We start from the raw sequence: 14374 nt of genomic DNA, 5'->3' as shown, positions 1-14374 counted from the left end.
CCGGGTCGAGGGATGGGAGGGGCCGTGCGCTTCGAGGTCAGCCGGGTCATGGACACCATCGAGCAACGGCTGACGACCGACGTCACGCTCGCGCAGGCCGTCGTCGACCTTGCCGACGTCGCCCGGTTCGTGGCCCTCGACGGTGGCCGGCCCATCAACCTCTTACGCCTCGGGATGGTCGTCGACGCGCTCAGCCGGTACCTCATCGACGCCGGCGCCATGCTCTACCCCGTGGTCGGCCGCGAGGCCCTGTCCGAGGCGGCACTCACCTCGAAGGAGCGCATGGTGCTCGGCCGCTGGGCCGACGACGGCCTCATCGAGGTCACGCCCGTCGTCGCCGACCGGCCCGCCGAGATCGCCGACTTCACCGGCCTGCCCCTGATCGTGGTCCGTGACCAGCCGCAGTTCGCCGCCCGGTTCCCGTGGCTCGTCGACAGCCCCGAGCGCGTGCTGCGCCTGACCCCGCGCGCCGGCGGCGCGGTCCTGACCCCCGGCGGCGAGCCCACCCCGCCGAAGGACGGCAAGGAACGCCTGGTCGTGAAGGGCACCGCCACCTTGCCGATCATCCCGCTCGAGCCCGCCGACGCGGAGTCTCCGGCCGCACCCTCCGTCCTTTCCGCCGACGAAACCGAAATTTCGGATGTATCGGCGGAGGGGGAATCTTCCGAGCAGGGCGAGTCGCCGGAGCCGGTGGAGCCCGCGCCCAAGCCATCGCCTCGTCCGGCCAAGCCCGCCGCGGCCACCACCGCCGACAAGGCCGCCGCCGACAAGGCCGCCCCGGCACCCAAGCAGGAGCAGGGCGGGCGGCCGGACGGGCTGCAGTCGTTCACCGCCCGCGGGTCGCAGCGCGCGGGGCGCACCCGGGTGATGCGGCGGCGGTTCACCCGCGCGGAGCCCAGCGGCGTCGGCGCCGCCCTGATGGCCCGCGAGTGGCGGTGCGGCGAGCCCGAGTGCCCCGCGTTCGGCCGCTTCCGCCGGATCGGCCAGCCGGTCCCGCGCATGCGCGCCGGCGTGCCCGCCTGCCCCCGCCACGGCCAGGCGGTCAAGGACATCGGCCCGCGGCCGCCCGCGTTTGCCGTGTCCGTGGTCGTCGAGGACCTGGCCCGGCGCCGGTTCGTGGTCGGCGCCGACCGTCCCATGATCGTCGGCCGCGAGCCCGCCGACCCCGACGACATCGCCGTCGGCCAGTGGCTGCACGAGGCCGCGGCCGCCTGGATCGCCAAGGAGCACCTGAAGCTCGAGGTCCGCGACGGCCACCCCGTCGTCACCGACACGAGTGAAAACGGCACCCTGATCTGGAAGCGCTCGGCCCCCGACATCAAGGAGGAGACCGAGCGGATCTACCGGAAGTCGTACCAGCTGACCGGCTGGGACTCCGTCGAGCTCTACACCGGCGTCGAGCTCATCGTGGGCGACCACCGCCTGCAGACGATCGTCGGCTCCGAGCCCGCCTCGGTCCTGCTCGACGCCCCCACGGTCGCCCTGCGCCTGATCGACTAGCCGGGCGGCACGGGACCGGCGGCCCGGCGGAGCCGGCGCACCCGCAGCCGGTGCCGGCCGATCAACCCGATCCAGACGGCCACGACCGCCACCGCCAGTCCGGCCGCGAGCGGCGTGCTGCCGGCGGCGGCCACACGCGCCTCGGCCTCGGGCTCGGATTCGGCTTCCGGCGGAGGTGGGGAAGCGGCCGGCGGCAGCAGCCCGCCACTCGCCGGCTCCGCGAGGGCCGTCGGTGCCGATGCGAGTACAGGGGCGGACGCCGGCACGGGCGCCGGCGAGGGACCCGCGGAGGGCTGCCGCGACGCGCCGGGGGCGGTCGTGCGCCCAGGGGCCGGCGGCGCGGTGGTCGGCTGGTCCTCCGCTGGCAGCGCACCGACGTGGAAGACCTGCTGGGAGGGGTCGGGGGCGGTCTGGGTGTCGACCGTCTTCCCCGTCTCGGGCGGAGGCCTGATGGCCGCACCGATCACCGCCCAGTAGTACCCGACCGGAGCGTCCGCGCCGAAGTGGATCTCGTACTTGAAGGTCGTCCGGCCGTTCACCGGCAGGGCGTAGAGCAGGGTGTTGTCGAAGAGGAGGGCGACCTGGCCCGGCGAGACGCTCGGCGTGGCGGTCAGCCAGGCACCCGTGACCGGGCTCTGCATCCTGGCGCTGATGTCCGTGTCGGCCGGCATCGGGTCCACGTACACGGAGAACATCAGCGAGGGCAGCCACTGCAGCTCGTACGGCGTGGTCTGGGTGATCTCGATCGTCGGGGAGATCGTGGTGCCGGGCAGGATGACCTTCGGCAGCTTGCTCACCCGGACGACCACGTTGCCCGGCACGTACTGGTCGTCGGCCGCGGCCGGGCCGGCGACGGTGACGGCGGGCGCGCCGGCGGCCAGGGCCGCGAGGAGCGCGATGAGCAGCCGGCGCATTGCCGTCATGGTGTGGCACTCCCGGAGGTCCGCCGACAGCTCGGCACCTTCTGCTGGTCGGTCAAGGTGTGGGTGGACGCGGTCCACAGCAACAGATTGCCGAGGTGCTCCATAGGCCAGGCCATGTCGGGAGCGTCGGTGTAGGAGACCGGCAGCGACGAGGGAGGGTCGCCGGCGGCGTACACCACGAAGAACAGGTAACCGCAGGAGCTTGCGATCGGGTTCAGGTCGGGCTCGGGCAGGGGCAGCGTCGGACTGGTCGCCGTGAAGTACAGGTTGGTCAGGCGCGCGCGGACGTACTGCTGCTGCGCCGCGCTCCACTCGTAGGTGACCGAGTAGATCCGTATGCGGGCGTCCGGACACCGCTGGAAGTAGTTGTCCGGCGCGACGTACAGCGGGTCGCCGCCGAGCACCTGGGGCTGGATCCCGCAGCGGGCGGGGGAGCCGGTCGTCGCGGTGGACGCGGTGCCGGACGGGCTGCCCGACCCCCCGGTGAGCGTGGGCGTGGGCGTAGGGGCGGCGGTCGCCGCCGTGGTCGGGTTCGGCGCCGAGCCGGACGCGCTCGGGGCGGTGGTCGGCGGGATGCGGGCCGGCTCCGGCCGTCCGGTCGGCCGCCAAAGGACGAACGCGACGAGCGCGGCGAGGGTCAGCGCGACGCCGGCGGCCACCGTACGGGAGAGCTGGCGGCGGTGGACGGTGCGGATCACGGCGTCGGCGCCGGGCGGCCGGGTCGCCGTGGAGGACGACTCGCGGAAGGCGGCGAACCGCTGGGCGAGGGGGTCACCGGGCAGCTGGTCGGGCAGGTCGTCAGGCATTCGACACCTCCCCGTCGCCGATGCCGAGCCGCGCCTGGAGGGCCGCCCGGCCCCGGGACAGCCACGACTTGACGGTGCCCTCGGCGACCCCGGTGAACTGCGCGATCTCGCGCACGGAGAACCCGGCGAGGTAGTGCAGCACGACGGCCTGGCGATGGTTCGCCGTCAGGCCGGCGAGCGCCCGGACCAGGTCCTGGTCGGCGTCGCTCGGGTCGGGCACCGCCGGCGGCAGCAGGTCGCGGCGCCATTTCAGCAGGCGGCGGGCCCCTCGCCAGCGGCTGATCGCCAGGTTCCAGGCGACCCGGCGCACCCAGCTGACCGGGTTGTCGTAGCGCGAGACGGCGGGCCATCGGGCGTACGCACGGCAGAACGCCTCCTGCACCACGTCCTGCGCCTCGCCGTGATCCCCGATGAACGCGTGGAGCTGCGCCGTCAGCGGCCCGAACGTCGCGGCGTAGAAGTCCGCGAAGTTGAGGTCGGTCACGATGGGCTCCGCGTGTCGAGATGGGGATGACATCCCGCCGCCGCGGGGCCGGGGCGTGCTGACCCGGCCCGCGGCGGCGGACTGCTGAGGTGGGCTCAGGCGAGGTGCTGCGGGGTCTTCGCGGTCAGTTTCGCCGGACCGGTCGCCGAGAGGTTCGTGATCACGTAGGCCGTCACGGTCCCGTCAGGGGTGACCGCCCACAGGTCGGGCACACCGTCGGCGTTCACGTCGGTGAGCTGCAGCTCGGACAGCTGCGCGCCCGGCAGCCAGGCGCCGGCCAGGCGGAACTGCGTGAAGGCGAGCGCCCCGGTCTCCTGGTCGTAGGTGACGCCCTGCCACAGGTACAGGGCCCCGGTCGACTGGTTCCACAGCGCGACGGCGGTGCCGCTGGGCAGCAGCTTCGAGGCGAGGCGCCAGTGCTCCCAGTCGCCGCCGCCGGTCGGGGTCGCCGTCCCGAGCTGCGTGGGGAACGCGAAGTTGGCGGTGCCGTTCTGCGAGGCGTAGTACTGCAGCGTGTACCCGTTGGCCGGGCTGCCCACGATGCCCAGCAGGTCCGGGTAGGTCAGGTGGTTGCCGCTGCTGTCGTAGGCGTTGACGAGCTGCAGCGGGTTGTCGTTGTTGATGTCGGCGAACAGGCCCGCGGACAGCGTCGCCTCGTAGCCCCGGTCGGCGCGCAGCGGCTCACCACGGCCGAGGCCGTCGATGATCATGCCGCTGCCCGGGTTGATCCCGCCCGGGTAGTACACGAAGACGTCCTCGAACGGCCCGCCCCTGAACTTGCCGGTGAAGACCTGCGCGCCGGTGAAGGGGGTGCCGACACCGTTGCCGTTGACGCCGATGTCCACCGCCGGGGTGCGCACCTGACCGCGCAGCCCGCGCCCGGTGGCCTGCCACAGGCCGGGAGCGAGCCCCGGGGTGCCGCCGACGGCGAGCAGGTCCGGCTTGCCGTCGCTGTCGAGGTCCTGGTCGGCGGCCGGTGGTGGGAACGCCGCGTTGAAGATGGTGACGGTCGAGCCGCTGACCGAGCCGTCGGCGGCCACGGCGTAGACCGACAGGACGTTGGTGGCCCGCTCGACGACCACCGAGGCGGTGGCCCGCCCGTTGGTCGCCGTGACGTGGCCACCCGGGCCGCTGCTGAGCGAGAACACGAACTGGGTGACCGGCACGCTGCCGGCGGGCGTGCCGAACCGGAACCTGGCGGTGGCGCCGACCACCGGCGCGGTCGTGAGCGCCGTGACGGTCGGTGCCAGCACTCCCGCCGCGGACGCGGGCTCGGCGGCCAGGACGGCGCCGGCCACGGCGGGCGCCACCAGGACCGCCGCCGCGGTGGCGGCCAGGCGTCGCAGTCGATGCAGACTCATGGATTCCCCTCGTGATGTGCCCCGCGGGGTGCGGAGCGCATCAGTCAGACGCGGGCATCGACGATCGGTTGCACCTTCGGCCGAACTATTTTCTGACCGGCGCCGGTTGACAGAACCGTTGAGAGGATCTCGCGATGGTGTGAGGTCCGTATATTGGCGCTGTGGACTCGCGAGGCTACCGGCTGGGCATCGACTTCGGCACCTCGAACACGGCGGCGGTGCTGGCCTGGCCCGACGGGCACGTGCGGCCGCTGCTCTTCGACGGTTCGCCGAGCCTGCCCTCGGCGGTGTACGCCGACCCGCAGTCGGGCCTGCTTGTCGGGCGCGACGCGGTGCACGCCGCCCGGGTCAGCCCCGAGCGCTTCGAGCCCAACCCGAAGCGGCGCATCGACGAGCCCGCCGTCCTGCTCGGCGACCACGAGGTGCCGACCGCCGACCTGTTCGCTGCCGTGCTCGCCCGCGTCGGCGGCGAGGCGCGGCGGGTCGCCGGCGGCCCGATCGGCCAGGTCACCATCACCTGCCCCGCCGCCTGGGCGCACACCCGCCGCGGTGTGCTGCTCGCCGCCGCCGAACGCGCCGGCCTCGGCACCGTGACGCTCGTGCCGGAGCCGGTCGCCGCGGCCGAGGTGTTCCGCACCCTCGAAGGCACCGACGTGCGCCCCGGCACCGCGTTCGTCGTCTACGACCTGGGCGCCGGCACGTTCGACGCGTCCGTCGTCCGGCACGGCCCAGGCACGTTCGAGGTCCTCGCCGCGGAGGGGCTCAGCACCAGCGGCGGCCTCGACATCGACGCCGCGATCGTCGGCTACCTGGGCGCCAGCCAGTCCTCCCGCGACCCCGCCGCCTGGAGCCGGCTCGTGCACCCCACGACCAGCGCCGAACGCCGCGCGAACCGGCTGCTCTGGGACGACGTCCGGGCCGCCAAGGAGATGCTGTCGCGCACGTCCTCGACGATGATCCATATCCCGATGTACGACGAGGACGTCCCCCTCGGCCGCGACCAGTTCGAGCAGCTCGCCCGCCCGATCCTCGCCGCCACGGTCACCGCGACCCGGGCCGCCATCGCCGCCGCCGGGCTCACCCCGGCCGACATCGCCGGCGTCTTCCTCGTCGGTGGCGGCAGCCGGATCCCGCTCGTCGCGACACTGCTGCACCAGGCCCTCGGCACGGCCCCGACCGCCGTCGAGCAGCCCGAGATGGTGGTGGCGCAGGGCAGCCTCGGCGCCCCGGCCCAGCCCGGCCCGGCCGGCCAGCCGGCCTCCGCCCCGGTCTCCGGTGCCGCCTTCCCGACCTCGTCCCCACCCGTCACGTTCCCGACCTCGTCCCCGCCGGCCGCGTTCCAGGCAGCGGCGGCGTCCGCACCGGCCGCGTCCCCGCCGGCGCCGTCCGCCGGGTTCCCGACCTCGGCGCCGCCCGCGTCGTCACCGGTCTCCGGTCCGGTGTCCGGCTCCGCCGCCGTGCCGGTGTCGGGAGCGCCGATGTCAGGGGTGCCGATGTCGGCGGTGCCGGTGTCGCCGGGGTTCGCCGCCGAGCCGACCTCCGGCCAGCCGTCGTCGCAGTTCGGGCAGGACTCCGGGTACACCCCGCCGTCCGGCTACGCCGCCGCCCAGCCCGGGCCCGCGCAGCACTCCCCGGCCGCCCCGCAGCCCGGTCCGGCCCAGCACTCGCCGGCGGGCCCGCAGCCCGGCCGGGCCGCCGTGCCCGCCACCTACGGAACGCCGCCACAGCCGGCGCCGCAGACCCCTCCGCAGACCCCTCCACAGACCCCTCCGCAGACCCCGCCACGGACGCCGGCCCCGCCGCAGCCGCCGCAGCAGGCACCCGCGGCGGCGCCCGGCGGGCAGCGCCGGACCGGGATGCTCGCCGCGGCCGCCGTGGTCGTGCTCCTGGTGGTCGGCCTCGGCATCTACGGCTTCACCAAGCTCGGCGGCGACGACGACAACGGTGGCAAGGGCGACCAGTCGGCGAGCCAGACAGAGACCCCCGGCGACGGCAGCGGCGACAGCGGCGATGGCGGCGGCACCGACAGCACCACCGAGGTCAACGCCGAGAAGGACGACAGCGACTGGAACACCAACGCCGAGGAGTACAACGGCAACGAGGGCAAGCTCATCCGGTACACCTGCCCCAAGGGCGGCAAGGCCGGCAAGGTCTGGGGCAACGGCCCCTACACCACCGCCTCGTCCGTCTGCACCGCCGCCGTCCACGCCGGATACCTCAACCTCGACGAGGGCGGCAAGGTCGTGATCCAGATCCGGCAGGGCTCGGAATCCTACGAGTCCAACACCCAGTTCGAGATCACGACCAGGACCTACGGCAAGTCCGACTGGGAGTTCACGATCGCGGGCTGAGCCACCGGCTCAGCGCAGCGCCCGGATCGCCGTCAGGGTGGTGTGCACGTTGAACTGCGCGCCGTCGTCGCTCTCCCAGCCGCCGTCGCTGCGCTGCGTCTCGCTGAGGCGCTTGCGGGCCGCGCTGAGCAGCCAGTCCTCCGGTGACATGCGGACCCGCCGCAGCGCCGCGTAGAGCGACGCCGTGTCGGCGGGGGTCATCTCCGGCACCCGGTCGGCGAGCGCCACCTGGATCTGCGCCGACTCGTAGAACCAGCCGAGGTGGAAGAGCACGGCGCAGCCGAGCCAGCCCGCGACCAGGAACGACGGCCAGCTGCCGTCGGGCCGCAGCGACGCCCGGAACGCCTCGGCGGCGCGGGCGACCCGGGTCGCGTGCTGGTCGTCGCCGTTGTTCGGGCCGCCGACCACCAGCCAGTAGGCGGCGTTGGTGGTCAGGTACAGCTTCGCCTCGTCGTCGCCGGGCTGGGCCCACGGCGGGGCGATGCCCGCCAGGGACGCGTCCTCTTCCCACATGCCGTCCGGCCGCTGGCTGCGGCCGAGCCACCCCAGGGCCCGGCGGGCCGCGGGGCGGTCGATGGCGCCGAGGTCGTCGAGCTCGCCGAGCCGGAAACAGGTGGCGTCCACGGACGCGACGTCGGCGCCCCACAGCGCCGGCCAGCCGCCGTCGGGCGACTGGCCGATCTCGGCCTGCTCCAGCACGTCGGCCGGTGGGGACTGGCCGGTGCGCAGCCAGGCGAGGCGGGCGCGATCGACGGCGTCGCCGTGTGCGACGACGTAGCCGATCGCGGCATCAAGGTCGACCATGGGCCGTACGCTACCGCCCGCCCGCTGCCCGCGCGTCGTGACCTAATACACCGGCAGTGACGGATCGACGGTCTTCACCCAGGAGACCACCCCGCCCTGCACGTGGACCGCGTCCTTGAAGCCCGCCGCCTTGACCGCCGCGAGGGCCTCCGCCGAGCGGACGCCGCTCTTGCAGTACAGGACGATCTGGCGGTCCTGCGGCAGATCGGCGAGGGCGGAGCCGTTGAGGATCTCGCCCTTCGGCACGAGCCGCGCCCCCGGCACCCGCACGATCTCCCACTCGGCCGGCTCGCGCACGTCGATCAGCTCGATCGGCTTGCCCGAGTCCTGCCAGTCCTTGAGCTCGGTGGCGGTGATCGTCGAGCCCTGCGCGGCGGCCTGCGCCTCGTCGGACACGGCGCCGCAGAAGTCGTCGTAGTCGATGAGCTCGGTGACCGTCGGGTTCTCACCGCAGATCGCGCAGCCCGGGTCCTTGCGGAGCCGGATCTTGCGGTAGGTCATCTCGAGCGCGTCGTACACCATGAGGCTGCCGAGCAGCGAGTCGCCGACACCCGTCAGGAGCTTGATCGCCTCGGTGACCTGGATCGCGCCGATCGAGGCGCACAGCACGCCCAGGACGCCGCCCTCGGCGCAGGACGGGACCATCCCCGGCGGCGGCGGCTCCGGGTAGAGGCAGCGGTAGCACGGGCCGTGCTCGGCCCAGAAGACGGAAGCCTGGCCGTCGAACCGGTAGATCGAGCCCCAGATGTACGGCTTGCCGAGCAGCACCGCCGCGTCGTTGACCATGTACCGGGTGGCGAAGTTGTCCGTGCCGTCGACGATCAGGTCGTACTGCCGGAAGATGTCCATCACGTTGTCGTTGTCGAGCGCCTCGTTGTGCACCACGACGTTGACATACGGGTTGATCTCGAGCACCGAGTCGCGCGCCGACTCGGCCTTCGGCCGGCCGATGTCCGACTGGCCGTGGATGATCTGGCGCTGCAGGTTGGACTCGTCGACGGTGTCGAACTCGACGATGCCGAGCGTGCCGACCCCGGCCGCGGCGAGATACATCAGTGCCGGCGAGCCGAGACCGCCCGCGCCCACACAGAGCACGCGCGCGTTCTTCAGGCGCTTCTGCCCGGCGACACCCACGTCGGGGATGATCAGGTGCCGGGAGTAGCGACGGACCTCGTCAACGGAGAGGTCGGCGGCGGGCTCGACCAGTGGAGGCAACGACATGGTTCTCATTCTGCCGCGCCAGCACCGCAAACCCACGTGACCTACGGCACTTTGGCGCCGCTGTACCGCTGGCCATCGACGAACGGCCACGCGTTGGCGACGCAGCCCTTCAGCCCGTACGTCTGCTGCTGCATCACCGGTGCCGGACGGCCGGGGCCGGGGCAGGCCTCGTGGCCGTTGCCGAGCTCGTGGCCGACCTCGTGGTTGATCACGTAGTGCTGGTAGTCCTCGACCGGCGCGCCGTAGTCCGGCACCCCGGTCAGCCAGCGGGCCAGGTTGATGACGACCTTCCCGGTGATCCGGCAGGAGCTGTACCCGGCGGTGTGCAGCCCGGCGGTCGCGCAGATCTGCTCCGACGTGACCGGCGTGGCCAGGAAGATCGTGAAGTCGGCGGTGCCCTGGCCGGCGACCCGCTGCAGCCGCACCTGGCCGGCGGCGGGCCAGCCGCGCGGGTCGGCGAACACCCGCTCGACCGAGGCGGCGAACGCGTCCGCGTCCTGGCCGCTGCCGTTCTCCACCGCGACCCGGTACTTCCGCACCGTCCCCGCACTGCCGGCGACCGGTCCGGCGCTGGTCGCGTACGCGAACGTGCCGGCGGCGCTGGACGGGCCGGCCTCCGGCGGCTGGCTCGCGGGGCGGCTCGGCGGGTCGAGCATCGGCGCCGGCCCACGGGTCGCGGCGACCGTCACCGGCGCCTCCTTGTCGGCGCCGCCGAAGAACAGCAGGCGGCCCAGGCCGGCCGCGGCGATCAGGAACGCGGCGGCCATCACGCCCGCGACGACGTAGCGCCGCCGCCGGCGGACCTGCTCACGCCGCCGGCGCTGCTCGGCGCGGACGACCTCACGGGCCTGCCGCGGGTCGCTCGGCAGCGGCACCGGCAGCCGGGAGCCGCCGGAAGGGGGCTCCTGGGGGCTGCCAGCAGGGTGTGACAGCTCCTGGGAGCTGCCGACCGGGCGTGACATCTCCGGCGAGCTGCCGGAAGTGCGTGACGGATCCCGGGAGCTGTCGGCATGGTGTGACAGGCCCCGGCGGTCGCTGCTCAGCCGGCTCGCCATCGATTGGTCAGCTTGCCATGCGCACCCGCGGCGCGCGCTGCCGCACCCCATCCCGCACCTGAGTTGCAACCTGCTGGGTGGCGGCCCGGCCGGCCTTGTCCTCCTGCAGCTCGTCGAGCATGCCGAACACGGCGCGCGCGACCGTGCGCGGCACCTCCATCTGCGCCACGTGGCCGACGCCCTCCAGCATCATCAGCCGGCTGTCCGGGATGAGGCGGGCGACCTGCGGCGCGGTGCGGATGTCGACGAGCCGGTCCTGCCGTCCGGCGATCACCAGCGTCGGCGCCTTGATCCGCGCGGCCATCTTCCACATGGAGCCCTCGCCCGGCAGGTACGCGCGCAGGAAGCTGCTCACCAGGCCGCGGAGGCTGCCCACGTACGCCTCGGCGTACCACGGCACCAGGTGCCGCCGCCGGGCCTCCTCGATCGCCTCCAGCCGCCGCTGCTCCGGGTAGCGGGTCGGGTCGGCGTAGCAGGACTCGATGACCATCGAGGCGAGGGCCTCCGGCTCCATCGACGACATCCGCCGGGCCGCCAGCTTCGCCGCGTTGGGCAGCAGGAGCAGCGGCACGATCGGCCCCTGCAGCGACCGGCGCGGGTCGAGGAACGGCATCGCCGGCGAGATCAGCGTCAGGCTGCGCACCAGGTCGGGGCGCAGCGCGGCGGCCACGACCACGGCCGCGCCGCCCATCGAGTTGCCGAACAGGTGGACCGGGCCGCGGCCGCTGTGCTCGACCCACCGGACGATGTGCGAGGCCATCGCCGCCAGCGAGTAGCTGCGGGCCGGGTCGCTGTACCCGAACCCGGGCAGGTCGATCGCCTGGCCGTCGAGCCGCCCGGCGAGCACGCCGGCCAGGTCGGTCCAGTTGGTCGAGGAACCGCCGAGGCCGTGCACGTAGACCGCCGGCTCGGCGCCCGGCGCGGCGGCCGGCGTGTCCCGCACGTACGCCTTCAGGCCATCGAGCTCCACCTCGCGCCCGGGCCACATGTCCGGCAGCCGCTCAGGTGACGGGACGGTGAACTCCGGGACAAGGGCAGCTCTCTTCATGCTTACCAGTGTGCCCCAAGGGGTCTACGGCAGCCGTGCTTCCAAAATGCTTACCCGGCTGCCCGAAAGGGCTATGGCAGCAGGGCCTCCAGGCGCCGGTTCACGGCCGCGAGTGTGGCGCGGACCACAGCCTGCCGCGGATCGCCCGAGTTCACGGCGGAGCCCGTCAGCTGCTCGACCCAGCCGTCGTACAGCAGCAACAGCACGACGACGGCGACCTCGCAGCCGCCGAGCTGCACCACCGCGGCGTGCTCGATGTAACACCTGGCGCGGGACGTCGCGTCGACGTCGACCAGCAGCTGGTCCACGGCCGAGGCGGCGGCCGCCGCGGACAGCCGCAGGATGTAGCCGTCGACCGCCGGGCCGCTGGCGACCCCGACCGCCGGGTGACCGTCCGCGATCAGGCGCACCTCGACCACCGCGTCGACGCCCTGCGTGCTGACCTCGACCTGGTCGATGATCACCCGCGGCGACACGATCGTGCTGGACTGCGGCACCAGCGCCGGGGGCGCGTCCCGGTTCACCGGGACCGGCGCGTGCTCTCCCGGCGTTTTCGGCGCCTGTACAGGCTGCTGCAGGCCGGACGCGACGAGACCCGGCGGCTGCGGCGGCCGGCGCGGCTCGTCGACCTCGGCGTTCGGCACCTCCGCACGGAACTGCTGCGGGAGCTCCTCGACCTCGGGGCGGGGGGCCTCGGCCGGGCGGCGCACGCCGCTGACCGGGCGCCGCCGGCGGGCCTCGCGGCCGTAGCCGGGCAGGGCGCTGTGCGGCGCGTTGCCCCGGATCGCCGGGCGGCCCGAGAACGCGGCGGGCTCCGGCGGGTTGGGCTCGGCGGCCAGGCCCATCCGCTCGTTGAGCAGGCGCGCGACGGCCCGGCTGACCCGGCCCGGGTCGGCCTCGTCGAGCAGCTCCAGCCGGAGCGTGTGCAGGCCGTCGGCGTTCTTGCGCAGCGTCGCCTCGCGTACACCGGAGACACCCTGCACGGCGCGGAGGACCGCCGGGATGTCGAACCCGTCGGGGCGGTCGTCCAGGCTGGGCTCGTCGTCCTCGTCCTCGCGCTCCTCGCGCAGGAACGTGGCGATCCTCGCCAGCTCCGCACCGCCGGCAGGGGTGGCCTCCGCCACGAGGGGCTCGACCTCGACCTCCGGCACCTGCGGCACGTCAGGGTGCGACGGGACGCGCTGCGGCAGCTCGGGGGCGTTGCCCCAGTCCGCGTCGGCGATCCCGGCGGGCTGCTGGGCGGCGTACGGCGGCTCCGACGCGAACGCCGGCATCGTCGGCTCCGCCGCGGACAGGGGCGTGGCGTTGCCGAGCAGCTCGGGCGGCAGCGGGCCGACGAGCGGGTCGTCCTCCGGCATCCGCTGCGTGGGCAGCGGCGGCACCGGGTGCAGCGCGGGCAGTGGCACGGGGTGCAGGGCGGGCTGCGGCACAGGGTGCAGGGCCGGCGCCGGGACCACCGGCTCCTGCGACGGCGCGGCCCAGTCGAACTCGGGGCCGGGCTGCTCGTACGCCTGGAAGCCGTTCGGGGGTGGCGGCTGCTGCTGCGGGTACTCCTGCGACGGGTACTGCTGTTGGGGGTATTGCTGCTGCGGGTACTGCGCGGGGTACTGCTGGCCCTGGTACGGGTACTGCTCCCGCTGATCCTGGCCCTGGTACTGCTCCTGTGCCTGGTAGGGCTCCTGGTGGCCGCCGGCCTGCGGGTCGTGGTGGGTCGCGCCGTTGGCGGCGGGCGTCTCCTGATGGAACGCGCCGTTGTGCGGGCGGATGTCCCTGGTCTCGTAGCCCCAGGCCTGGTCCGGATAGGCGGCGGGCCGGTCCGGGTAGGCACTGGCCTGGTCCGGATAGGCGGCGGGCCGGTCCGGGTAGGCACTGGCCTGGTCCGGATAGGCGGCGGCCTGTTCCGGGCGGGCCGGGGTCTGGTCCTGGTAGGCGGGGGCCTGGTCCTGGTAGGCGGCGCTCTGGTCCTGGTAGGCGGGGGCCTGGTCCTGGTAAGCGGCGCTCTGGTCCGGGTAGGCGGAGGTCTGGTCCTGGTAGGCGGGGGCTTGGTTCGGGTAGGAGCCATACGGCGGCATGCCGTTGTCGCCGTGCACCCGGGCGCGGGGGTCGACCGGGCCGGGCAGGCCGCTGAGCCGGTCCAGGGCCGACGGTGCCGCGCCATACCCGCCGGACGTCGGCGCGGGCGGCGGACCGTAGCCCCCGGAGGTCGGCCGGACCGCCTCCTCGCGCGCGTCGGCGACCGGGGCGGCGCCGTAGACGGTGCCGGAGCTGACGGCGGGCAGCGGGCCGGTGTGGCCGGTCTCGTGCGGCGGCTGGGCCTGCGCCGGCGACCCGGAGGCGGGGAGCGACCCGCTGGTCTCCGGCTGGCCGACGGAGCTCGGCCAGCCCTGGCCGTCGGGTCCGTAGTGCCCGTAGTGCAGCGACGTGGTGGGGTGCACCGGCGGCGGGGCGGAGACCGGGGGGCTCATCGGGGCGAGCATGTCGGAGTAGGAGCCGCGGACCTCGGCGCGGCCACGCGGGCCGCCGCCATTGATCGAACCGCTGATCGAACCGCTGATCGAGCCGTTGACCGACGCGCGCCCAGCGATGGCTCCTGTTGCCGGCTCACGCCATGCGGAGACGATCGCCTCGAGCGCGTCATCGCTCGGCGTCGACCCGTCACCATGGGTGCCGTCCGGTGACCTGTGCGGATCCGTGTGTCCTCCTCCGCGATATGCGCCTGACCCTTGTGGGCTTCCGGCTTGCCCCGTTTCGTCCACCGCGCGCTCCTCCGTCGCCCCTAGGTGAGGCTACCGTGTGGGCGGAAAGGGGGTAAGTTGCAATC

11 protein-coding genes are annotated in these 14374 nt (G+C 74.0%); 2 read left to right on the top strand and 9 right to left on the bottom strand.

Annotated features, from left to right (window positions below; genetic code table 11):
- Positions 1-24 precede the first annotated feature (24 nt).
- Positions 25-1500 (top strand): hypothetical protein, encoded by a 1476-nt coding sequence (locus tag ABD332_RS12120; protein WP_344501891.1) that lies wholly within the window; start codon positions 25-27, stop codon positions 1498-1500.
- Here ABD332_RS12120 and ABD332_RS12115 read toward each other — a convergent pair.
- From ABD332_RS12115 to ABD332_RS12100, 4 genes are all read right to left on the bottom strand, one after another.
- Positions 1497-2414, bottom strand: a complete 918-nt coding sequence (locus ABD332_RS12115; protein WP_344501890.1) for a hypothetical protein — start codon at positions 2412-2414, stop codon at positions 1497-1499. The genes ABD332_RS12120 and ABD332_RS12115 overlap by 4 nt on opposite strands.
- A 5-nt stretch (positions 2415-2419) precedes the next feature.
- Positions 2420-3229, bottom strand: coding sequence for a hypothetical protein (locus ABD332_RS12110; RefSeq protein ID WP_344501889.1), 810 nt, complete (start codon positions 3227-3229; stop codon positions 2420-2422).
- Positions 3222-3713 (bottom strand): SigE family RNA polymerase sigma factor, encoded by a 492-nt coding sequence (locus tag ABD332_RS12105; RefSeq protein WP_344501888.1) that lies wholly within the window; start codon positions 3711-3713, stop codon positions 3222-3224. The genes ABD332_RS12110 and ABD332_RS12105 overlap by 8 nt, the downstream gene beginning before the upstream one ends.
- A gap of 95 nt (positions 3714-3808) precedes the next feature.
- Entirely contained in the window at positions 3809-5074 is a 1266-nt protein-coding gene (locus ABD332_RS12100) for a hypothetical protein (RefSeq protein WP_344501887.1), read from the bottom strand.
- Positions 5075-5235: 161 nt separating this feature from the next.
- Here ABD332_RS12100 and ABD332_RS12095 point away from each other — a divergent pair, with 161 nt between their 5' ends.
- Positions 5236-7425: an Hsp70 family protein gene (locus tag ABD332_RS12095; protein WP_344501886.1), complete on the top strand. Its 2190-nt coding sequence runs from the start codon at positions 5236-5238 to the stop codon at positions 7423-7425.
- A gap of 9 nt (positions 7426-7434) precedes the next feature.
- Here ABD332_RS12095 and ABD332_RS12090 read toward each other — a convergent pair whose 3' ends face one another.
- The 5 genes from ABD332_RS12090 to ABD332_RS12070 all read right to left on the bottom strand — a co-directional run bounded on the left by ABD332_RS12090 (position 7435) and on the right by ABD332_RS12070 (position 14018).
- Entirely contained in the window at positions 7435-8229 is a 795-nt protein-coding gene (locus ABD332_RS12090; RefSeq protein ID WP_344501885.1) for a prenyltransferase/squalene oxidase repeat-containing protein, read from the bottom strand.
- 42 nt (positions 8230-8271) lie between these two features.
- On the bottom strand, positions 8272-9450 hold the full coding sequence (gene moeZ / locus ABD332_RS12085; protein WP_344501884.1) for an adenylyltransferase/sulfurtransferase MoeZ: 1179 nt from the start codon (positions 9448-9450) through the stop codon (positions 8272-8274).
- A gap of 41 nt (positions 9451-9491) precedes the next feature.
- Positions 9492-10412 (bottom strand): DUF3152 domain-containing protein, encoded by a 921-nt coding sequence (locus ABD332_RS12080; RefSeq protein WP_344501883.1) that lies wholly within the window; start codon positions 10410-10412, stop codon positions 9492-9494.
- A 100-nt stretch (positions 10413-10512) separates the two neighbouring features.
- Entirely contained in the window at positions 10513-11553 is a 1041-nt protein-coding gene (locus tag ABD332_RS12075; RefSeq protein ID WP_344501882.1) for an alpha/beta fold hydrolase, read from the bottom strand.
- Between the two features lie 71 nt (positions 11554-11624).
- Positions 11625-14018 carry a hypothetical protein gene (locus ABD332_RS12070; protein ID WP_344501881.1) on the bottom strand — a complete coding sequence of 798 codons (2394 nt, stop codon included), beginning with the start codon at positions 14016-14018 and terminating at the stop codon, positions 11625-11627.
- Between the last annotated feature and the right edge of the window lie 356 nt (positions 14019-14374).

Source organism: Dactylosporangium maewongense (assembly GCF_039531485.1).
Taxonomy (GTDB): domain Bacteria; phylum Actinomycetota; class Actinomycetes; order Mycobacteriales; family Micromonosporaceae; genus Dactylosporangium; species Dactylosporangium maewongense.
This window is presented reverse-complemented; position numbering and strand designations above follow the sequence as displayed.